The sequence below is a fragment of the Enterobacter asburiae genome (genome assembly GCF_024599655.1).
Taxonomy (GTDB): domain Bacteria; phylum Pseudomonadota; class Gammaproteobacteria; order Enterobacterales; family Enterobacteriaceae; genus Enterobacter; species Enterobacter asburiae_D.
Window position 1 is genome coordinate 165573 of record NZ_CP102247.1, and the last position, 21771, is coordinate 187343.

At 55.9% G+C, this 21771-nt stretch carries 21 protein-coding genes and 1 pseudogene; 5 read left to right on the forward strand and 17 right to left on the reverse strand.

All coding sequences use genetic code 11. The features are described 5' to 3' along the window. The first annotated feature begins 205 nt into the window (after positions 1-205). The 3 genes from NQ230_RS00775 (at position 206) to NQ230_RS00785 (ending at position 3424) form a co-directional block, all read left to right on the forward strand. Entirely contained in the window at positions 206-1195 is a 990-nt protein-coding gene (locus NQ230_RS00775; RefSeq protein ID WP_029741703.1) for a sulfate ABC transporter substrate-binding protein, read from the forward strand. 107 nt (positions 1196-1302) lie between these two features. Continuing rightward, on the forward strand, positions 1303-2046 hold the full coding sequence (locus tag NQ230_RS00780; protein ID WP_063144377.1) for a CDP-diacylglycerol diphosphatase: 744 nt from the start codon (positions 1303-1305) through the stop codon (positions 2044-2046). A 73-nt stretch (positions 2047-2119) separates the two neighbouring features. Further along, positions 2120-3424, forward strand: coding sequence for an SLC13 family permease (locus tag NQ230_RS00785; protein WP_193941316.1), 1305 nt, complete (start codon positions 2120-2122; stop codon positions 3422-3424). A 48-nt stretch (positions 3425-3472) separates the two neighbouring features. On the opposite strand, the gene tpiA is transcribed toward NQ230_RS00785, so the two are convergent. After that, positions 3473-4240 (reverse strand): triose-phosphate isomerase, encoded by a 768-nt coding sequence (tpiA, locus tag NQ230_RS00790; protein ID WP_148400105.1) that lies wholly within the window; start codon positions 4238-4240, stop codon positions 3473-3475. 111 nt (positions 4241-4351) lie between these two features. Continuing rightward, positions 4352-4948 carry a DUF1454 family protein gene (locus tag NQ230_RS00795; RefSeq protein WP_121423278.1) on the reverse strand — a complete coding sequence of 199 codons (597 nt, stop codon included), beginning with the start codon at positions 4946-4948 and terminating at the stop codon, positions 4352-4354. 112 nt (positions 4949-5060) lie between these two features. On the opposite strand from NQ230_RS00795, the gene NQ230_RS00800 reads away from it, so the two are divergent. Then, positions 5061-5480 (forward strand): DUF805 domain-containing protein, encoded by a 420-nt coding sequence (locus NQ230_RS00800; protein ID WP_121423279.1) that lies wholly within the window; start codon positions 5061-5063, stop codon positions 5478-5480. Here NQ230_RS00800 and fpr read toward each other — a convergent pair whose 3' ends face one another. From fpr to NQ230_RS00820, 4 genes are all read right to left on the reverse strand, one after another. Beyond that, complete coding sequence (gene fpr, locus NQ230_RS00805; RefSeq protein WP_257259564.1) at positions 5481-6227, reverse strand: ferredoxin--NADP(+) reductase; 747 nt, start codon at positions 6225-6227, stop codon at positions 5481-5483. Between the two features lie 96 nt (positions 6228-6323). Then, entirely contained in the window at positions 6324-7334 is a 1011-nt protein-coding gene (glpX, locus tag NQ230_RS00810) for a class II fructose-bisphosphatase (RefSeq protein WP_054829771.1), read from the reverse strand. Positions 7335-7488: 154 nt separating this feature from the next. After that, positions 7489-8997: a glycerol kinase GlpK gene (glpK, locus tag NQ230_RS00815; RefSeq protein WP_023309688.1), complete on the reverse strand. Its 1509-nt coding sequence runs from the start codon at positions 8995-8997 to the stop codon at positions 7489-7491. A gap of 21 nt (positions 8998-9018) precedes the next feature. After that, entirely contained in the window at positions 9019-9864 is an 846-nt protein-coding gene (locus NQ230_RS00820) for an MIP/aquaporin family protein (RefSeq protein ID WP_257259569.1), read from the reverse strand. A 399-nt stretch (positions 9865-10263) separates the two neighbouring features. Between NQ230_RS00820 and zapB the strand changes: the two genes are divergently transcribed. Beyond that, on the forward strand, positions 10264-10503 hold the full coding sequence (zapB, locus tag NQ230_RS00825; protein ID WP_010436935.1) for a septal ring assembly protein ZapB: 240 nt from the start codon (positions 10264-10266) through the stop codon (positions 10501-10503). 55 nt (positions 10504-10558) lie between these two features. Here the strand turns inward: zapB and NQ230_RS00830 are convergent. The 11 genes and pseudogenes from NQ230_RS00830 to cytR all read right to left on the reverse strand — a co-directional run. Further along, positions 10559-10673: pseudogene (locus NQ230_RS00830) on the reverse strand (ribonuclease E activity regulator RraA); the annotation flags it as partial. A gap of 28 nt (positions 10674-10701) precedes the next feature. Then, on the reverse strand, positions 10702-11796 hold the full coding sequence (locus NQ230_RS00835; RefSeq protein WP_257259571.1) for a DUF6708 domain-containing protein: 1095 nt from the start codon (positions 11794-11796) through the stop codon (positions 10702-10704). Next, positions 11789-12025: a hypothetical protein gene (locus tag NQ230_RS00840; protein WP_257259572.1), complete on the reverse strand. Its 237-nt coding sequence runs from the start codon at positions 12023-12025 to the stop codon at positions 11789-11791. Before NQ230_RS00840 ends, NQ230_RS00835 begins: the two co-directional genes overlap by 8 nt. Then, a complete protein-coding gene (locus NQ230_RS00845) occupies positions 12015-13109 on the reverse strand; it encodes a DUF6708 domain-containing protein (protein WP_257259573.1) in 1095 nt (364 codons plus the stop codon). Before NQ230_RS00845 ends, NQ230_RS00840 begins: the two co-directional genes overlap by 11 nt. After that, positions 13102-15750, reverse strand: a complete 2649-nt coding sequence (locus NQ230_RS00850; RefSeq protein WP_257259574.1) for a T6SS effector BTH_I2691 family protein — start codon at positions 15748-15750, stop codon at positions 13102-13104. The genes NQ230_RS00845 and NQ230_RS00850 overlap by 8 nt, the downstream gene beginning before the upstream one ends. Positions 15751-16112: 362 nt before the next feature. After that, positions 16113-16598, reverse strand: a complete 486-nt coding sequence (rraA, locus tag NQ230_RS00855) for a ribonuclease E activity regulator RraA (protein ID WP_032662736.1) — start codon at positions 16596-16598, stop codon at positions 16113-16115. Positions 16599-16690: 92 nt separating this feature from the next. Further along, the gene (gene menA / locus NQ230_RS00860) at positions 16691-17611 is read right to left on the reverse strand and encodes a 1,4-dihydroxy-2-naphthoate polyprenyltransferase (protein ID WP_033146936.1); all 921 of its coding nucleotides are present in this window, start codon (positions 17609-17611) and stop codon (positions 16691-16693) included. A 68-nt stretch (positions 17612-17679) separates the two neighbouring features. Continuing rightward, positions 17680-19014 (reverse strand): ATP-dependent protease ATPase subunit HslU, encoded by a 1335-nt coding sequence (gene hslU / locus NQ230_RS00865; RefSeq protein ID WP_023309685.1) that lies wholly within the window; start codon positions 19012-19014, stop codon positions 17680-17682. Positions 19015-19023: 9 nt separating this feature from the next. Then, positions 19024-19554 carry an ATP-dependent protease subunit HslV gene (gene hslV, locus NQ230_RS00870; protein WP_008501802.1) on the reverse strand — a complete coding sequence of 177 codons (531 nt, stop codon included), beginning with the start codon at positions 19552-19554 and terminating at the stop codon, positions 19024-19026. A 94-nt stretch (positions 19555-19648) separates the two neighbouring features. Next, the gene (ftsN, locus tag NQ230_RS00875) at positions 19649-20647 is read right to left on the reverse strand and encodes a cell division protein FtsN (protein ID WP_257259580.1); all 999 of its coding nucleotides are present in this window, start codon (positions 20645-20647) and stop codon (positions 19649-19651) included. Positions 20648-20740: 93 nt separating this feature from the next. Beyond that, positions 20741-21766 carry a DNA-binding transcriptional regulator CytR gene (cytR, locus tag NQ230_RS00880; protein WP_023309683.1) on the reverse strand — a complete coding sequence of 342 codons (1026 nt, stop codon included), beginning with the start codon at positions 21764-21766 and terminating at the stop codon, positions 20741-20743. Between the last annotated feature and the right edge of the window lie 5 nt (positions 21767-21771).

Consider the following 21771-nt stretch of genomic DNA (forward strand, 5'->3'; position numbering starts at 1 on the left):
TTTGTGCCGGGTGGCGGCTTCGCCTTACCCGGCCTACAAGGCACGGTTCGTAGGCCCGGTAAGCGAAGCGCCACCGGGCTTTTTTGTTCGCACAATTTGCCTTTTTATTCCACTACGTTATAGCCAATCTTTTTTTATTCTTTAATCCTCGAATCGCTTTCTGGCACGCTGCATTCATCAAAACACTACATAAGAGAGCTGGGCGATGAATAAATGGGGCGTGGGTTTAACATTATTGCTGGCATCGACCAGCGTTCTGGCTAAGGACATCCAGTTATTGAACGTGTCATACGACCCGACGCGTGAACTGTACGAGCAGTACAACAAAGCGTTTGCAGCACACTGGAAGCAGGAAACTGGTGACAATGTCGTGGTTCGCCAGTCTCACGGTGGTTCTGGCAAGCAGGCGACCTCCGTCATCAACGGGATTGAAGCCGACGTGGTAACCCTGGCGCTGGCCTACGATGTCGACGCTATCGCCGAGCGTGGCCGCATCGACAAAAACTGGATCAAACGCCTGCCGGATAACTCCGCACCCTACACCTCGACTATCGTCTTCCTGGTGCGTAAAGGAAACCCGAAACAAATTAAAGACTGGAACGACCTGATCAAACCGGGCGTTTCTGTGATTACCCCGAACCCGAAAAGCTCCGGCGGCGCTCGCTGGAACTACCTCGGCGCGTGGGGTTATGCACTGCATCACAACAATGGCGACCAGGCCAAAGCGCAGGAATTCGTGAAGGCGCTGTATAAAAACGTTGAGGTGCTGGACTCCGGCGCGCGTGGCGCCACCAACACCTTCGTCGAGCGCGGGATTGGCGACGTGCTGATCGCATGGGAAAACGAAGCCCTGCTGGCTACCAACGAGCTGGGCAAAGACAAATTTGAGATCGTGACCCCGAGCGAATCGATTCTGGCTGAGCCGACCGTCTCTGTAGTCGATAAAGTGGTTGAGAAAAAAGACACCAAAGCGGTAGCGGAAGCGTACCTGAAGTATCTCTACTCACCGGAAGGCCAGGAAATTGCGGCGAAAAACTTCTACCGTCCACGCGATCCGGCCGTTGCGAAGAAATACGAAAGCGTATTCCCTAAACTGAAACTCTTCACCATCGATGACGAGTTCGGCGGCTGGACCAAAGCGCAGAAAGAGCACTTCTCTAACGGCGGCACTTTCGACCAGATCAGCCAGCGCTAACCATTAGCCAATGACACAGTAACCCGGCGTGAGAAATCCGCCGGGTTTTTTATTTGGTCATCATTTTGCGTTACTCTTTTGCCTCTATTGAAAACAGGGAACGCGTTGTGAAAAAAATTATCTTATTGATCCTCATTGTCATCGCCCTTGCCGCTGGCGGCTGGTACTGGATGAAGGCGGGTAATCCGAATGCGTTGCGACATATCGTTCTCGACCAGTGTGTGCCGAATCAGATCCAGAACCGTAACCCGGCGCCGTGTGCGCAGGTGAAAACGGATGCAGGCTATGTGGTATTTAAAGATCGCAACGGGCCGCTGCAGTACCTGCTGATGCCGACATATCGCATCAACGGTACCGAGAGCCCGCTGTTGACCGAAGCTCATACGCCGAACTTTTTCTGGCTGGCGTGGCAGTCGCGCAGCTTTATGACCCTGAAGCGTGGATCCGAGGTGCCTGACAGCGCCATTTCGCTGACGATTAACTCCCCGACGGGTCGTACGCAGAACCATTTCCATATTCATATCTCCTGCCTGCGCCCGGACGTGCGTGAGAAGCTCAACGCGGCGCAGGGAGAAATCAGCACCCAGTGGCTGCCTCTTCCTGGGGGGCTGGAAGGACATGAGTATCTTGCTCGCCGGGTGACGGAGAATGAACTGGTCCAGCGCAGCCCGTTTATGATGCTGGCAGAAGAGCTGCCGGAAGCGCGCGACCATATGGGGCGCTTTGCCCTGGCGATGGCGCAGCAGTCGGACGGCTCGTTTGTGTTGCTGGCGACCGAGCGCAATCTGCTGATGCTCAACCGCGCGTCGGCAGAGGAATTGCAGGATCATCAATGCGCTATCCTGAAGTAACCCCACCATAAATCGCGTTTACTCGGGCTGCCTGTCACCGTAGACTTGCTGAAAAATTCTACAGGAGACAGGTATGTCGCTCTGGTTAACGCATCCTCTGCTGCTGCCCTCACTGATCGTTGGCGTCACCATCGTTCTGTGGGCGACGTCGCTATTGCCGGAATTTATCACCGCGCTGCTGTTCTTCACGGCGGCGATGACCGCCAGAATCGCCCCGCCGGAGGTCATCTTCGGTGGTTTTGCCTCGTCGGCTTTCTGGCTGGTATTCAGCGGTTTTGTGCTCGGCGTGGCAATCCGTAAAACCGGACTAGCGGACAGGGCCGCCCGGGCGCTGTCGGCAAAGCTCACCGACTCCTGGGTGTTGATGGTGGCGAGCGTGGTGCTGCTGAGCTATGCGCTGGCGTTTGTGATGCCGTCGAACATGGGGCGTATTGCGCTGCTGATGCCGATTGTCGCGGCGATGGCAAAACGCGCCGGTATTGCCGACGGCTCCCGCGCCTGGTATGGGCTGGCGCTGGCCGTGGGGTTCGGGACTTTCCAGCTTTCGGCGACCATCCTGCCTGCTAACGTCCCTAATCTGGTAATGAGCGGTGCGGCGGAAGGCTCGTACGGCATCCATCTGAACTATGTCCCGTATCTGCTGCTGCACACGCCGGTGCTGGGCATTCTCAAAGGCCTGATCCTGATTGGCCTGATCTGCTGGCTATTTCCCGGTAGCCCGAAACCGCCGAAGGAACAGGCACCGTCTGATCCGATGGGGCGGGACGAAAAGCGTCTCGCCTGGCTGCTGGCGGTGGTGCTGGGGATGTGGGTGACGGAGAGCTGGCACGGCGTGGGGCCCGCGTGGACGGGGCTGGCGGCGTCGATCGTCGTCATGCTGCCGCGCATCGGCTTTATCACCGGGGAAGAATTTTCAGCGGGCGTGAACATGCGTACCTGCATTTACGTCGCGGGTATTCTCGGTCTGGCAATCGTGGTGACGCAAACCGGTATCGGAGCGGCGGTGGGCGAGGCATTGCTTCGCATTATGCCGCTGGATGCAGACAGACCGTTCACCAGTTTCCTGGCGCTGACCGGTATTACCACCGCGCTCAACTTCATTATGACCGCCAACGGCGTGCCGGCGCTGTACACCACGCTGGCGCAGAGTTTTTCGGACGCGACCGGTTTCCCGCTGCTGTCGGTGATCATGATTCAGGTACTGGGCTATTCCACGCCGCTGCTGCCGTATCAGGCGTCGCCGATTGTGGTGGCCATGGGGCTCGGGAAGGTGCCTGCAAGGGCGGGGATGGTGCTTTGTCTTGCGCTGGCGGTGGCAACCTATCTGGTGCTGCTGCCGCTGGATTATCTGTGGTTTAGCGTGTTAGGTAGGTTGTAGGGTTTTTGTAGGGCGGGTAAGCGCAAGCGCCACCCGCCACAAAGGCAATTACGCCTGTTTAGCCGCTTCTGCCGCTTTAACGATCACCGCGAAAGCGTCCGCTTTCAGGGATGCACCGCCAACCAGCGCGCCATCGATGTCTGGCTGGGTGAACAGCTCAGCAGCGTTGGAAGCGTTAACGGAACCACCGTACTGGATGATCACTTGCTCAGCGACTTTTGCGTCGGCTTTAGCAATGTGGTCACGAATGAATTTGTGAACCGCCTGAGCCTGCGCAGGGGTTGCAGATTTGCCGGTACCGATCGCCCAGACTGGCTCGTATGCGATTACCGCGCCTTCGAACGCTGCCGCGCCCTGAGTTTTCAGCACTGCGTCGATCTGACGTGCGCACACTTCTTCGGTTTTGCCCGCTTCGTTTTCCGCTTCGGTTTCACCGATGCACAGAACCGGGATCAGACCCTGCTCTTTCAGCACGGCGAATTTCTTCGCGATGAACTCGTCGGATTCTTTGTGATAGGTGCGACGCTCGGAGTGGCCGATGATGATGTATTTCGCGCCGATATCTTTCAGCATTTCAGCGGAGGTTTCACCGGTGAACGCGCCAGACAGGTTAACGTCAACGTTCTGCGCGCCCAGAACGATGTGGCTGCCGTCAGCGGCGTGTTTAGCCAGATCCAGGTACATATCCGGCGGAGCGATAGCAACCGCGCAGCCCGTCACGCCAGCCAGCTCTTTACGCAGGTTCGCAACCAGCTCGTTTACCATGTGGCGGCTGCCGTTCAGTTTCCAGTTACCCATCACTAAAGGATGTCGCATTTCAATTCTCCACGCTAAATAAGCGAATTAAGGAATATGGCCACCCTGTCGGGCAGCATGGTCTGTGAATCAGTATAGAGATTTTCCCTCGAAAGGCTTTGCTTTTTGTCATTAATTCGCCCCGCCGAGAGTGTCAGATAGTGCCAGCTTAATCGGTTCAACAGCGAAGGTCAGTCCTTTTTCGCCGTTGTCCGCCACAACATAGCGGATCGCGCCTTCGGTATCGGCGTAGTAACGCTTGTTTTTCCCGGCAGTAAGGAGTTTTTGCAGCTTTTGCTGACTTTGCTTTTTCGTCAGCGCAGGGGTGAAGGCCTGCAGTACCGCGCTCATGTACTCCAGCGCTTTCGCCTTAGCGGCTTTCTGCTCTGGCCCCTGTATCGGCAGCCAGGTGATTTGCATGCTTTTAATTTTTAACGTACCGCGCTCCAGCGCCGTGGAGGCATACAAATTCTCGTTAATCTTGCTTGCCGCACGGGTCAGGGTAGGCGCGTCGCGGGGGCCATCAATAGCGCGAAACTCATCCAGCGGGAGCGTTGGGTTGGCCTGATTGAAGGCTTCACGAAACTGGCTGATGGACTGATCGAACGACGGCGCGCCCGCCAGCAGATAGGGTGCTGTGGTCGGGGCAGTGGTTTCGGCGGCGTGCAGGGGATAACCCACGCTGAGCAGCGCTAAACACAGGAAGAGAGAACGTGCCGAACTTTTCATCAACATTGCCCCTGGCCGTAAGTGCTCATGATTAAAACGATATCTGGTCGGCTTGTCAAAAGGTCACAACTCCAGGGTAAAATGCGCGCTATACGATAATAAGGAACCTTACATGACCATACAGCAGTGGCTGTTTTCGTTCAAAGGGCGTATTGGACGCCGTGATTTCTGGATCTGGATGGTGACGTGGATTGTCGCCATGCTGCTTCTGTTTTTCGTTGCTTACAATGCCTGGCTGAGCACGCAAACGGCGGCCTTCGCGCTGGTCTGCCTGCTATGGCCAACGGCGGCGGTTGTGGTAAAACGGCTGCACGATCGCGGACGTTCCGGCGCGTGGGCATTTCTGATTATTCTGGCGTGGATGCTGGTAGCGGGAAACTGGGCGATGCTTCCGTCCATCCTGCCGTGGGTCGTGGGCAGGCTGCTGCCGTCGGTCATCTTCGTGATGATGATTGTCGATCTGGGCGCGTTTATTGGCACCCAGAGCGAAAACAAATACGGTAAAGACACCCTTGAGGTGAAATACCGCTGATCACCAGTAGTGTTCGGCGGTCATATGGCCCGGTCGGCGACGAAGGTGTTTCGTCATCTGCCGGGTATCCTTCAGAAGCTGCTGCGTGTCACGTACCATCTGCGGGTTGCCACACAGCATGACGTGGCTGGTTTCAGCGTTAAGCGGCAAACCCACCGCGTCTTCCAGGGCCCCACTCTCAATTAACGCCGGGACGCGACCGGTAAGCGCTCCTGCTACGGTTTCGCGGCTGACCACCGTCTGAATCTTTAACTTCCCGCCGTACTGCTCTTCAAGCGCCTGCATCTGCGGCAGGTAGCTCAGGTCTGCGGCGTAGCGCGCAGCGTGCACCAGCACGATGTTTTTAAAGCGCTCCAGGTCTTTGCCGTACTGCAAAATAGAGAGATAAGGGCCGATGGCCGTACCGGTTGCCAGCATCCAGAGCGTGTCACAGTCAGGGATCTCTTCAAGCACAAAGAAGCCTGCCGCTTCACTCACAATTTGCACGTCGTCGCCGGGCTTTAGGGCGGCAAGGCGCGGGCTGAGCTTACCGTCAGGAACGGTGACCAGATAGAACTCGAGATCCGGGTTATCAGGCGCGTTAACGTAAGAGTAGGCGCGCTGCACGCGCTCGCCGTCGACGTCCAGCCCCAGCTTCGCAAATTGCCCGGCTTTAAACGGGTTAACGGGAGCATGTACGGTGAGACTAAATAGCGCATCGGTCCAGAACTGTACCTTTGTGACTTTACCTGTTACCCAGTCCGCCATGATCTTCTCCTGTGCTGTTTCTCTGTTCTATCTTCCGTACTTGTGGTGACAATTTCCAGCCCGTCAGGGCCGGAAAGCTCTATCGATCAAACGGTTTTACAGAATGTGCGTCTGCACGTCCGGGTCTTTGCGGTCGAGATAGTGGATAGACTGGATGCGGCGAATGGTGCGTGATTTACCGCGGATCAGCAGCGTTTCGGTGGTGGCCATATTACCCTTGCGGGTAATGCCGTCCAGCAGATCGCCTTTGGTGATGCCGGTCGCCGAAAAGACAACGTTATCGCTACGCGCCATCTCGTCCAGAGCCAGCACTTTATTGGCCTCGATGCCCATCGCTTCGCAGCGCGCCAGCTCGTTTTCCCCGATACGGCGGTTCTCTTCGCTGTCGCCTTTCACCTCATGGCGGGGCAGCAGACGGGCCTGCATATCGCCATCCAGCGCGCGGATCACCGCCGCAGAGACGACACCTTCCGGCGCGCCGCCGATGCCGTACAGCACGTCGACTTCGCTGTCCGGCATGCAGGTCAGGATCGAGGCGGCAACGTCACCGTCCGGAATGGCAAACACGCGCACGCCGAGCTTTTGCATCTGCGCGATGGTGGCGTCGTGGCGCGGTTTTGCCAGAATCGTCACGGTCAGTTCGCTAAGGGGTTTGCCCAGGGCTTTGGCGATGTTGTGCAGGTTCTCTTCCAGCGGCAGGCTAAGGTCGATTGCGCCTTTCGCGCCAGGACCGACAATCAGCTTTTCCATGTACATATCCGGCGCGTTGAGGAAGCAGCCCTTATCGCCCACGGCCATCACCGCTAAGGCATTGGCCTGACCCATCGCCGTCATGCGGGTGCCTTCGATCGGGTCAACCGCGATATCCACGGCATCGCCTTTGCCGGTACCGACTTTTTCACCGATGTAGAGCATCGGCGCTTCGTCGATCTCGCCTTCACCGATCACGATGGTGCCGTCGATGTTGACTTGGTTAAGGACAATGCGCATGGCATGGACGGCTGCGCCGTCTGCGGTATTTTTGTCGCCACGACCCAGCCATTTATAACCTGCGAGGGCGGCAGCTTCGGTGACGCGGGAAAACTCGATAGCAAGTTCACGTTTCATGAGGTACTCGTGCAATCAAAAGGAATTGCACGAAGTTTATCACAGAGTGGGTAAGGTGCGGTCTGTACTCCCCTCACCCTAACCCTCTCCCCAAAGGGGCGAGGGGACTTAAAACACCCTCTCCCCTTTGGGGAGAGGGCCGGGGTGAGGGGGATTACTCTTCGTGCTCTTCCCACGCCAGGGCACGTTTCACCGCTTTCTTCCAGCCGCTGTAGCGGAAGTTACGCTCGGTGGTTTCGATGCCAGGGCGGAATTCGCGTTCAATAACCGCTTTTTCCTGCAGCTCGTCCAGGTTCTGCCAGAAGCCTACCGCCAGACCGGCAAGGTACGCTGCGCCCAGCGCCGTCACTTCACGCACTTCAGGGCGCTCAACGCGGGTGCCCAGAATGTCGGACTGGAACTGCATCAGGAAGTTATTTGCTACCGCACCGCCGTCCACGCGCAGGGCGTGCAGACGAATGCCGGAGTCAGCCTGCATCGCTTCCAGCACGTCGCGCGTCTGGTAGGCGATGGATTCCAGGGTGGCGCGAATAATGTGGTTAGAGTTCACACCGCGCGTCAGACCGAAAATCGCCCCGCGTGCATACGGGTCCCAGTACGGTGCGCCCAGACCGGTGAACGCAGGCACCACGTACACGCCGTTGGTGTCTTTCACTTTGGTCGCGAAGTACTCGGAATCGAACGCATCGCTGATCAGCTTCATCTCGTCGCGCAGCCACTGGATAGACGCGCCGGCCATGAACACCGCACCTTCCAGGGCATAGTTCACTTCGCCGCGCGGGCCGCAGGCGATGGTAGTCAGCAGACCGTTTTCTGATTTCACCGCTTTCTCGCCGGTGTTCATCAGCATAAAGCAGCCGGTGCCGTAGGTGTTCTTCGCCATCCCTTCTTTGACGCACAGCTGGCCGAATAGCGCCGCCTGCTGGTCACCGGCAATACCGGCGATAGGAATACGGGTGCCGCCTTTGCCGCCGATGTTGGTCTGACCGTACACTTCTGAAGACTTGCGCACTTCAGGCAGCATCGCGCGTGGGATATCCAGCGCGTCCAGCATCTTGTCATCCCACTCCAGGGTGTTGATGTTGAACAGCATGGTGCGCGAGGCGTTGGTGTAGTCGGTGACGTGAACGCGTCCTTGGGTCATCTTCCAGATGAGCCAGGTGTCAACGGTACCGAACAGCAGCTCGCCGCGTTTAGCACGCTCGCGTGAACCTTCCACATGGTCGAGGATCCATTTCACTTTGGTGCCGGAGAAATACGGGTCAACCACCAGGCCGGTGGCGCTGCGCACGTACTCTTCCATGCCGTCGCGCTTCAGCTGTTCGCAGATCTCAGAGGTACGGCGGCACTGCCAGACGATGGCGTTGTAAATAGGCTTACCGGTTTCACGTTCCCAGACAATCGTCGTTTCACGCTGGTTAGTGATACCAATCGCGGCAATCTCGTCGGAACTGATATCGGCTTTCGCCAGCACTTCGACCAGCGTGGAGCTTTGTGATGCCCAAATCTCCATCGGGTCGTGCTCTACCCAGCCTGGACGAGGATAAATTTGCTCAAATTCGCGCTGTGACACGCTGACGATGTTCGCGTCATGATCCATTACGACAGCGCGGGAGCTGGTAGTGCCCTGGTCGAGCGCAACGATATATTTTTTTTCGGTCATGGTATGTGTCCCGTAGTCAGATTACAGCGAAGCTTTTTGTTGTGCGGTAGAAGTCGTTTCCTTCTCCTCTTCCACACAGGTGTCGCACGGTAAGTGGCGACCAATTAATTTGCGGTAGCTAAACGCACCCAGCGCAGCCCCGAGAACCGGCGCAAACAGCGGTACCAGGAAGTAAGGAATGTCTTTGCCGCCGGTGAAGGCGACGTCGCCCCAGCCTGCGATAAAGGCGAACGCTTTTGGTCCGATATCACGTGCCGGGTTCATCGCGAAGCCGGTCAGCGGGCCCATGGAGGCGCCAATCACCGCAATCAGCAGGCCAATCAGCAGGGGGGCCAGCGGGCCGCGCGGAATGCCGTTTCCGTCGTCGGTCAGCGCCAGGATAACGCCCATCAGAATAGCGGTAATCACCATTTCAACTGCGAACGCCTGCACAAAATTGATATGCGGGTTAGGGTAGGTTGAGAAGATGCCTGCCAGATCCAGACTTTCGACGCTGCCGCGTACCATATGATGCGTCTGTTCGAAGTCGATGAAAAGATTGTAATAAAGCCCGTAAACTAACGCCGCTGCGCAAAACGCGCCGGCAAACTGAGAAAGAATGAAAGGTACAACTTTGCGTCCGTCGAAGCACGCGAACAGCCACAGTGCGATTGTCACCGCCGGGTTAAGATGTGCACCAGACACCCCTGCGGTCAGGTAGATGGCCATCGCCACGCCCAGACCCCAGATGATACTGATTTCCCACTGACCAAAACTGGCACCCGCCACTTTCAGTGCAGCGACACAGCCCACTCCGAAGAATATCAACAACCCGGTACCAAGGAACTCGGCAATGCACTGGCCTTTTAAGGTTGATGTCTGACTCATAATCGGAATCCTGAAGAAATTGATGTTTATTGTTAGCATGACCGCCCGTGACAGCCACGATGCCCTGTAGACATAGTGTTAATTTATCGTTAACGAGCAAAAACGAGAAATATCGAAATCAAAATGTGTGGTCTGCGTCAATAAAATGAGCGTTTTCGCGCCATAAGGCACATTTTTGCATCAGTACAGGAATGTGAGCTGAATCATTTCATTAACGAATCGGTTAACAATTTAGGGGTATATGACGCGAACGCACCAGGACCAGACCTAAAAGTGTTGCAAACCGCGATCTGCGCGGTGTGTCGCTGGACACAGAGCGCCGCGCTCCATACAATCGACGGTATATGTCGTGCGCGTTTATGTTAAAGCGTCGCCTTGCAATTCAGGAGAGGTAGCATCATGTCTTTAGAAGTGTTTGAGAAACTGGAATCGAAAGTACAGCAGGCGATTGACACCATCACCCTGCTGCAGATGGAAATTGAAGAGCTGAAAGAGAAGAACAACAGCCTGGCGCAGGAAGTTCAGAACGCTCAGCACGGCCGCGAAGAACTGGAGCGCGAAAACAACCAGCTGCGCGAACAGCAGAACGGCTGGCAGGATCGCCTGCAGGCGCTGCTGGGACGTATGGAAGAGGTTTAATTCTGTCGGGATTTAACTGAAATAGCCGGGTAGGCGTCGCCGCTACCCGGTTTTTTTACTCGATATCCAGCGCATCTTCCGACAGGATAATGCCGGTATTATCAGCATAAAGATGGTCGTGGAAGAAGAAGGTGACGCCGCCCGAAATTCACGCGTACGTCGCTTTCGCCAGTATTCGGTTCATGACCGATAAGCCCCTCAGTCCGCATGGTTCTGTCCGCCATATTTGGCTTTCAGCCGGGCAACGACCCGGTCCATTGCTCCGCGCTCTTTTGCAAACTTGCGGGCATAACGCTCCTTGCCCTGCAAGCCCAGCATCGGTCGCCAGACCTGCGGTGAATTATGCTCAGCGCCTTTATTGACAGGGTCATTCTCGTCTGGCTGACAGGCCGAAGCTACCTCCGCAGGCCATTCCGGTATTTTGCAGGTCAGCATGACCAGCCAGCGCGGAAAGCTGATGACGAAAAAGAAGGGAAGCTGCAGCGCATTCACCAGAAGGCCGAGCCGCCCGAACCACTGCTTGCTAAGGTAGAGCAGTCCGAACAGCCAGCCCTCTTTCTGCTTTTCAACCGGCGGGCACCAGGCAATGGAGTCCGCGAGGTCCGGGAGATACTCATCCCCTTCTTCCATATAGCAGCGGATAAATTCCCAGTACATGGTCAGGACATCGGGGTCACTCTCCAGATTGATCGGGAGAGGGATAGCCTTCGCTACCGTGTCTCCATCCTCTTCCGTAGTACAACCCACAATGGTCCACTGCGTTGAGAATCGCATCTTTGCTGAAGTCAGGACAAAACTAAGCTCCTGCCACGGAACGGACAACACCGTTCCACCGGACTGGTAGATATATACCATCCTGTTTTTACGGTTAAAGCGGATTGGATAGTAGGTGCTGAAAAATACCTCAGAGGTCATCATTCGGTATGTAAGCAGAGAGATCGGCAACGTAATAACCCACGTTAAAATAACTGCAAACCAGACGCCAAAACTGCGTCCCCCCCATCCCAATACCAGCCCGATAATGCTGTAGCAAAACAAACCAAAGAACAGACAAAAAAAGATTACCCCTGCCAGCGTCCACGTTCCGCGCCAGTTGTAAGAACGGTCAACCAGCTCCAGATAGGTTGAGTTCAGCCGCACCACGCTGTCAAACCCGGAAATTCCTGGAACATCCGGATCACCTGTTTTCTGCGAATAAATTTTAAAAACACCTTTATCGCTGAGATGACGAAATCCCTTATAGAACCGATTCGATGACGGGTCGACAGGGAATCGCTTAAAAGGGTTAAACATGTGCTCCTCCCTGTGCATTCAGGGCCATATAGCCGTCCTTTTCCATTTGTGCATTCGGCCAGATAGCCGGGATATCGCTTTCATCCGGCGGAATTCGTCGCCACTGTGTACTGAGAAGCCAGGTCTGTATATCGTTCCAGCTATGGCTTAACAACCAGGCTCCAGCACCCAGAACCAGCAGCATCCCGACAAATATTCCCGCCAGACCGATAAGCCCCTCAGTCTGCATGATTCTGCCTTCCATATTTGGCTTTCAGTCGGGCAACGACCCGGTCCATTGCTCCGCGCTCTTTTGCAAACGTGCGGGCATAACGCTCCTTGCCCTGCAAGCCCAGCATTGGTCGCCAGACCTGCGGTGGATTATGCTCAGCGCCTTTGTTGACAGGGTCATTCTCAGCCGGCTGACAGGCCGCAGCTACCTCCGCAGGCCATTCCGGGATTTTGCAGGTCAGCATGACCAGCCAGCGCGGAAAACTGAGCACGAAAAAGAGAGGCAACTGCAGCGCATTCACCAGCAGGCCGAGACACCCGAACCACTGCTTACTGAGATAGAGCAGTCCGAACAGCCAGCCCTCTTTCTGCTTTTCCACTGGCGGGCACCAGGCAATGGAGTCCGCGAGGTCCGGGAGATACTCATCTCCCTCTTCCATATAGCAGCGGATAAATTCCCAGTACATGGTCAGGTCTTCAGGGTCCCAGTTGACATTAATCGGGAGAGGAATCGCTCTCGTGACAGTATCTCCGTCATCACCCGTAAGACATCCCACAATGGTCCACTGCGTTGAGAGTCGCCCCTTCGTTGGGTACAGGACAAATTTGAGTTCCTCCCACGGAATGGACAGCACCGTTCCACCGGACTGGTAGACATATACCATCCTGTTTTTACGGTTAAAGCGGATCGGATAGTAGGTACTGAAAAATATCTCAGAAACCATTAGCCTGTATGCAGCCCAGGAAAGAGGAAGTGATATTAAGCACCAGACAACAATCAAATATATCCAGGTCTTAAGCGGATATCCTCCCTCCCAGAGCATAGGGATTAACAACCCTAGAAAACCGCGAATAAACATAATATAGAATATTATTGCGGCCCCAAGAGTTAAGACACCTCTCCAGTTGTAATACCGGTCAACCAGCTCCAGATAGGTTGAGTTCATGCGCACCACGCTGTCGAATCCGGATATGCCTGGAACGTCCGGATCGCCTGTTTTCTGCGAGTAAATCTTAAAAACACGTTTATCACTGAGGCGGAGAAATCCCTTATAGAACCGTTTTGAAGGATCTTTTGCCAATCGTTTGAAGAGATTAAACATGCGTCCCCCCCTGTGCGTTCAGGGCCATGTAGCCGCCCTTTTCCATTTGCGCATTAGGCCAGATAGCCGGAATATCGCTCTCACCCGGCGGAATCTGCCGCCATTGCGTGCTGAGCAGCCAGGTCTGTATATCGTTCCGGCTATGGCTTAATAGCCAGGCTCCAGCACCCAAAACCAGCAGCATCCCTATAAAAATCCCTGCAGGACCAAGGAAGAAGGCCGCCACAGATCCAGCCAGAGTGGCATCCGACACCCCAAAAAGGGAAATGATCGCAACCGTGATATCACTCCCGCCCCCGACAGTCATCATTCCGACACCGAGGGCATTAATCAGATGAGCTATGCCAACGCTGTAGTTGCCCTCTTTAATTCCAGCAACACCATTGAATACCTCAACTCCGGCGTAAACCAGCCCCCCACCGAGTCCAAATAATCTCCAAATCTCCGCCCCGACAACCTTCATCATTACGTTTCTTATCATCGACACAGTCGATGGCAGCTCCAGCCTCATCAGCGGCGTCATCGCCAGCTTCAGCGCTTCCGCCGTTGACGCTACCGCCATGCTGGCATTCGCCCCGAACACCGTCGCTGCTTTACCTTCGGACGGCAGGCCGCTCTCTTTCACACCGTACCCCAGCACCATCCACTGGAAGTACGCTGAGAACACCGTCCCGCCAAACGTCATGCCTTTCGCCGCCATCTCCGTCGCCAGCGTGCCGGGTTTCATCCCGCTCAGTTGCGCCACCGAGGAGCCCGGCGATTTCGGGAACAACATTCGCGCCAGCTCGTCCTCCGTGAGCATTGCCGTACTGAGCTTCGCCAGCCGCTCTTTAACCGGCAGGGCGGCCAGTGCCTTCGCCTCCTGCACGTCAATAATCCGCGGCAGAGATATTTTCTCCAGCGAGCGAGCCGGTAGCTCCTTCACCAGTCTCTCGGTCAGCTTACGCATCGCGGTATATAATTGCCCGCCGCTGCGTCCGCTCATTTCCAGCATCCCGGCCATTCCCCGGGTCATCGCCCCGACAAAGTTTTTCGTCCCCGGCACCACGCTGACGGCTGAGAACGCCTTACCCTGCATCGCCAGTATCCCGACAGCAAAGCGCACCGGCGTCCCTTTCACCATCAGATCCACCGATTTCATCATCGTGTCAGACCAGAGCATGCTGAGTTTTTCCAGCCCGGTCAGGATCGCACTGGCGTAGCTGCCGCTGTACTCCTTCGCGCCGTCCGCCAGACGGTCCCAGCTTATGCCCAGCCACCAGTCTGGTCCGCCGCTTTTCAGCTGTGCATTCACCTCGGCAATCCAGCCGCCATGATTAAAGAAGGCCGCCCGCTGAAGATAGTTTTCCGGCGTCAGCGGAGCCTGATTCAACTGCTGATCGATGTAGGTAATCACTCCGCCTTTGTCGTTCATTCCTGCCAGTACTTTCCCTACTGTCTGGATATAGCGTCCGCCGCTGTGCGCGCAGGTCGGATCAAAGTGCTGCACAAAGTAATTCGCCATCACCGGCCCCTGCAGCCAGGCCAGATACATCCGGGTGATGGGGATGACGGAACTGTTGTCATATTCGGTCAGCCAGTCTTTCAGCCTCTCACTGAATGCCTGTGTCTTCGCCCGGTCGATGTATTTTTCGTAGCTGGTCTGCCATGCCTCATCCACCCGGTCCTTCCGGCTGGCCTCATTCAGGACATGCATCCGGTCGGCCATGTCCGGAGCCGGAAATCTCGGTCCTGCCGGCGTGTCCCTGCCGTAGCGCATCTGGCGCTCATAGCTTTCATCCCCGGCTTCTGCCCGCAGGTAAAAATAATTACGCATTGCCAGTTCGACGCTGCCGAGCATGGTCAGCAATGCAGTGCCACGGCTCAACTCCGGATCCGTGGCGATAGCCTGCTGCATCCGGTAGCGTGCCAGGGCTGAAATCTCCGTCGCTACGCCAACCGGGTCAGACAACATCAGAATTGCACCGTTGCCCGCGTTCAGATTATCTGCCGCCTGTTGTAAATCGGCCGCAGAATGACTACTGACCGCTTTGAGGGGAGAGGGAGTCCAGGCTTTAAGGGTGCTGTTGCGCAGTCCTGGACTGTATTCAGCCACGCAGCTGGCGAGTTGACGGAAGGGCAGGGCCTGCTGGCCGCTGTGGCTGGCAAGCCAGGCATCCATATCAAATTTCTGCATATACTGGCTTCGCCAGGCGACATCTTCATGCTGTTTGCGTACCACCGGTGTCCACGACTCTTCAGACCACGCAAACCAGTACACCCCGTTAAGGATACCGGCGGGCTTTACCGGCAGTGTCACCAGGGAAGCGGTTGCCAGTTCATCTGGTCGGGTAATACAGGGGGTAATGTCCCCGCTTTCCACGCGCGGCGGCACGGTGCCATCCTCTGGAAGAGGATAAAAATAGCCGTCGCCGGTAGCATAATAGTTAATCCAGCGTTGTGAACGTTCCGCCCAGATGTATAAAAAGCCCTGCCTCAGCAGACGGGCGGTATAGTCTGCACCTCCTTCGGCCGTTACTGGTACGGTAATACTGCCGGGTAATGTCGGTAGCGCGTCGCCTTTTTCCATGATTGCCGGACGAACGGGCAGGACGGGTAAACCGTCGCGCTGGCAGAACTTACATCCCTTTTGATTGCTCATGATGAATCCATTCTTCTTCTGTCAGGTAAGCCCGTCCGGTAAGCAGGAAAGGTAACCCTGAAATTGTGGCGGTTATTTACTCATAATACACCGTAAAGACGTTAACCTAAGCTAAATTTTCTTTATGTCGTAAGCAGTTAGTGCGCACCTGCTGTGCAGGGAAAGTATGACGTGATATGCAAAATATGTGGCAAACGACGGCGATTGAATGAACGATTATTCTGGAGCGCCGAAACCGTCAGGAGACGCTCCGGGGGAGTGTTATTGCAGTATAAAAAGTGGAGATATCTAAACCTGTGTTAACTTCACGGTTTGGGTGACGATAAAAACAAAGGCCATCCGATAAAAGATGGCCTGTTAAATTACTCGATATCCAGCGCGTCTTCCGACAGAATAATGCCGGTATTATCGGCGTAGAGATGGTCCCCAGAGAAGAAGGTCACGCCGCCGAAATTGACGCGCACGTCGCTTTCGCCGATACCGTCACCCGCCGCCCCTACCGGTATGGCCGCGATGGCCTGAATCCCGATATCCAGGTCTTCCAGATCGTCCACCTGCCGCACGGAACCATACACCACAAGGCCTTCCCACTCATTCTGAACGGCAATGCCGGCCAGTTCAGCATCAATTAATGCACGGCGCACGGAACCGCCGCCGTCGACCACAAGAACGCGGCCGCGGCCATTCTGTTCGAGCAGATCGTACAGCAACCCGTTGTCCTCGAAACATTTCACCGTGACGATCTGTCCGCCAAACGACGACCGCCCACCAAAGTTGGAGAACAGCGGTTCAACGACGTTGACATCTTCCTGGTAGATGTCACAAAGCTCGGAGGTATCGTATTTCATAGGTTTAACGCTCAGTTGCTGCGAATGTGTTCAGTATATCGTGCGAAATGCGTTGTTGGCAAAATCATCAATTGTTAATTGATATTTGTCAGCTAACGCAGCGTCTGGCTTAACACAATCCCGATGACGAACAACAGGTTAGTCAGCAGCGCACCTTTTACCGTGCGCTCCAGCATTGGCGGCATGGCGGACGGACTGAGTTCACGCATCACAAAACGGGCCTGCTTAATCAGCAGCGGCGCGGCAAGCACAAACAGCCAGCCCCACAGGCTCTGCAAGGAAATCAGGTTAAACAGCGCCAGGCAAACCAGCGCGCCAATGAGCAGGCAGGCATGATAGCGGCGCGCATTAACCGGCCCCAGACGAACCGCCAGGGTGTTTTTGCCGTTCTCGCGATCGCTGTCGATGTCGCGCAGGTTGTTGATGTTGAGCACCGCCGTCGCCAGCAGACCGCAGGCGGTCGCGGGCAGGAACAGGGCAGGGATCACCGTATGCGCCTGCAGGTACCAGCTTCCCATCACGCTCAGCCAGCCGAAGAATACCAGTACGGAGATATCGCCAAGCCCAATATAACCGTAAGGACGTGTGCCGACGGTGTAGGTGATGGCCGCGATAATGGCCAATAAACCCAGCACCAGGAAGCCAATAAAATCGCTGGTGGTCTTAGACGCCACCGTCACCAGCGCCAGGCCGGATACGCAGATCAGCACCACGGTGATAATCAGCGCGCGTTTCATCTGCGCCTGGGTAATCACCCCTTTCTGCATTCCGCGCAGTGGCCCTATGCGGTCCGGCTTGTCGCTGCCCTTTACCGCGTCGCCGTAGTCGTTAGCGAGATTGGAGAGGATTTGCAGCAGGCCAGCGGTAATCAACGCCAGCGCGGCGACCAGCGGATCAAAATAACCCTGCCACCAGGCAAGGGCGGTGCCGACGATAATCGCGGCAAAGGCCAGAGGAAGTGTTTTAGGGCGCAGACTTTCGAGCCACGCCTGAGTACGGCTGATGTCAGTCATAAGTATTTAGCCAATAAAAATGGGGGCATTAGCCCCCATTAAACGTGATGAGAATCCAGTAACCGCGATTATAGGATAAAACGGCTCAGATCTTCATCTGCCACTAACGCATCCAGATGTTTACTCACATATTCTGCGTCAATGGTAACGGTTTGACCGTTAAGGTCGCTTGCGTCGTAAGAGATATCTTCTACCAGGCGTTCCAGCACGGTATGCAGGCGACGCGCACCGATGTTCTCGGTGGTTTCGTTGACCTGCCATGCGGCCTGGGCAATACGTTTGATACCGTCTTCGGTGAACTCGAGGTTCACGCCTTCGGTCGCCATCAGCGCTTTGTACTGTACGGTAGCAGAGGCATTCGGCTCGGTCAGGATACGTTCGAAATCTTCGGTGGTCAGCGCCTGCAGCTCAACGCGGATAGGCAGACGGCCCTGCAGTTCCGGGATCAGATCCGACGGGCTGGCAACCTGGAACGCACCGGAAGCGATAAACAGGATGTGGTCCGTTTTCACCATACCGTGCTTGGTGGAGACAGTGCAGCCTTCAACCAGCGGCAGCAGGTCGCGCTGAACGCCTTCGCGGGACACGTCCGGGCCGGAGCTGTTGCCGCCGCGCTTACAAATTTTGTCGATTTCGTCGATAAACACGATGCCGTGCTGCTCAACCGCGTCGATAGCATCCTGCTTCAGCTCTTCCGGGTTTACCAGCTTCGCCGCTTCTTCTTCAATCAGCAGCTTCATCGCGTCTTTAATTTTCAGCTTACGCGCTTTCTGCTTCTGGCCGCCCAGGTTCTGGAACATGGACTGCAGCTGGCTGGTCATCTCTTCCATGCCCGGAGGCGCCATGATTTCCACACCCATTGGCGCGGCAGCGAGATCGATCTCAATCTCTTTGTCGTCCAGCTGGCCTTCACGCAGCTTCTTGCGGAATGCCTGACGCGCAGCGGACGGTTCCGCCTGCTGTTCTGCCTGGCCCCAGTTGTTTTTTGCCGGTGGGATCAGCACGTCGAGAATGCGCTCTTCGGCCATCTCTTCCGCACGGTAGCGGTTTTTCTCGATTGCCTGGACGCGCACCATCTTGATCGCCGAGTCGGTCAGATCGCGGATGATGGAGTCCACTTCTTTACCCACATAGCCCACTTCGGTGAACTTGGTGGCTTCAACTTTAATGAACGGTGCGTTAGCCAGCTTCGCCAGACGACGGGCGATTTCGGTTTTACCGACGCCGGTCGGGCCGATCATCAGAATGTTTTTCGGCGTCACTTCGTGGCGCAGCTCTTCGTCAAGCTGCATACGACGCCAGCGGTTACGCAGAGCGATAGCCACGGAACGCTTGGCGTTATCCTGGCCGATAATGTGTTTGTTCAGTTCGCTGACAATTTCGCGTGGGGTCATTTCAGACATGGGAGATCCTTACGCTTTGGAGGTCAATTCTTCGATGGTGTGGTTGTGGTTGGTATAAATGCAGATATCGCCTGCAATATCCAACGCCTTCACCGCAATATCACGCGCGTTCATGTCGGTATTTTCCAACAGCGCGCGGGCTGCAGCCTGGGCATAAGGGCCGCCAGAGCCGATGGCAATCAGGTCATTTTCCGGCTGAATCACGTCACCGTTACCGGTGATGATCAGCGAGGCGGTTTCATCGGCTACCGCCAGCAGCGCTTCAAGCTTGCGCAGCATGCGGTCGGTACGCCAGTCTTTCGCCAGCTCAACGGCAGCTTTCACCAGATGACCCTGGTGCATTTCCAGTTTGCGTTCAAACAGTTCAAACAGCGTGAAGGCGTCCGCCGTGCCGCCTGCAAAACCGGCGATCACTTTGTCGTTGTAGAGGCGGCGCACTTTCTTCACGTTGCCTTTCATGACGGTATTACCCAGCGTGGCCTGGCCATCACCGGCGATTACCACATGGCCGTTACGGCGTACACTTACTATTGTTGTCACGAGCAGACCCCCTGGTTACAGAATCGGGAAACAGAAGCCCTGAGCCTGTGCTCAGGGCTGAATTAAATGATAGATGGGGGGGATTTTGGGGGTTTCAACCCCCGGAGGCGAGTCGAATGCAGTTTGTGTGGCCAGCCACTTTCAAACGCGAAATGGTGCCATCGGCATTTTCTTTGCCTTTGACCGGACCAATCACCACGCGATTCCAGCCGTTGTTGGTGGTAATACGCGAATCAAACCCTTCAAAGGCCAGTTGAGCACGTACCGTTTCCGCCTGCTCGGCGCCTTTGAACGAACCGCACTGTACCATCCAGCGGCGTTCGTCTTTTTTCTCCGCCGTCTGCTTCGGCGCTTCGGTCTCATTGGTGACCGGCGCGGCCTGCTGCGTTTTCGGCTGCTGTGCGGTGGTATGCGCTGGCGTCTGGAGCAGATCCTGATACGGCTGAGCCGCCTGTTTCTGCGGCTGCGTTTTCGGCGGCTGTTGGACAGGCTGAGACTGCACCGTACGCGTCTGCTGCTGGTATGGCTGTTCCGTTACCCGCGGCTGTGCTTTCGGCTGCTGCACCGGCTGGGTTTGCGCCCATTGCTGCTGTTGTTGCTGTTGCTGGATCTGCTGTTGCGCCTGACGCCGCTGCAGCGTTTGCTGGCGCTGCGCCGGGGTCTGCTCATTCCACGGCACTTCGTTCAGCTGCGTAGGCTGCTGGCGCATATCGGCCTGCATTTGTGCCAGTAGCTGACGCTGTTCATCCGTCAGCTGATTCGCATTCTGCACTTCACCACCCGCAGAAGGTTCGGTTGGCGCACGCACCCCAGGCTGACGGCTTTCCAGCTCTTTGATGTAGCGCCAGCGCTCTTCAGGCTTCGGAGGAAGGCCATTTCCGGCAACTTTACTGGCCTGAAGCGCCTCAGACTCTTCTTTTTTATGGTGCGTGATAAAGTACAGGCCACCAATAAAGGCGACGACTACAGCCGCAGCAATAGCGACCATTGCTGGCGATACAGCAGGCAGGTTACGTTGCTTTTTCCTTGAGCTACTCTTTTTGCGTCGCGAAGGTGCCGGCTGGCCGCGACGTACATAATCTCGTTGTGCCACTATCGTTTCGCTGTATTTATTCGTTCGTCAGTCCGCCATGTTACTTAAGCGGCGGGGCTTTGACCAGATAAGGGTATCCGAAAGACGTTTACTTTAAGTCAATGCCTGGGTAGTACCGCGAACAATCAGTTCGCAGTCCAGCAACCGCGAGCCGCTGCTAACTGTTTGACCGTGAAGCTGATCCAGCAGAAGCAGCATCGCTTCCCGGCCGATTTGATAGCGCGGCTGAGCGACCGTTGAGAGCGGCGGATCGCAAAATTCTGAAAGCGAAATATTATCGAATCCGATGATTGATAAATCTTTCGGTATCCGCAGGCCGCGGCGTTTAGCGTACGATAATGCGCCCAGCGCCATCACGTCGCTGTGACAAAATACGGCGGTTGGCGGTTCAGGCAGGTCCAGAAGTTTCTCCAGCGCTTGTCCACCCGCGGCGAAGGTAAAATCCCCGCGCGCAATGTAGTGTGGATCGACGGTGACGCCGGTACGGCGCAGCGCCTGGACGTAGCCCTGTAAGCGATAGTGACACAGCGGCATCTCTTCCGGCCCGGCAATACAGCCAATGCGCTTATGCCCCAGTTCCTGGAGATAGTTTACGGCGTTGAACGCGGCGGTGAGGTTATCAATATGGACCGTCGGCAGCTCCAGCTCTGGCGCAAACTCGTTGGCCATCACCATCGGCGGTAAATTACGCTGCTCTTCAATGCTGGCATCAAACGGCAGGCGAGAGCCAAGCAGCAGCATGCCGTCGATCTGCTTGGTGATAATGAGATCGATGAAGGTTTTTTCCTGCTGGTTCTGGTGAGCACAGTCGCCAATCAGCACCAGGTAACCCTGTTCCGCTGCGGTGACTTCAATACCGCGGATAATCTCGCTGAAGAAGGGGTCACAGATGTCCGGCACAATCACCAGAATGGTGCGCGACTCATTGCGTTTAACGTTACGCCCCATCGCCTGTGGGAAATAGCCCACTTCAAGCGCAGCCTGCTCCACCCGATTACGGGTCGCCTGGGAGACTTTATCCGGGTTCATTAATGCGCGGGATACCGTTGCCGTAGAGACTTGTGCTTTCTGGGCAACGTCTTTCATGGTCGCCGGTGCAACCTCTTTCCTGGACTTCAACGTCT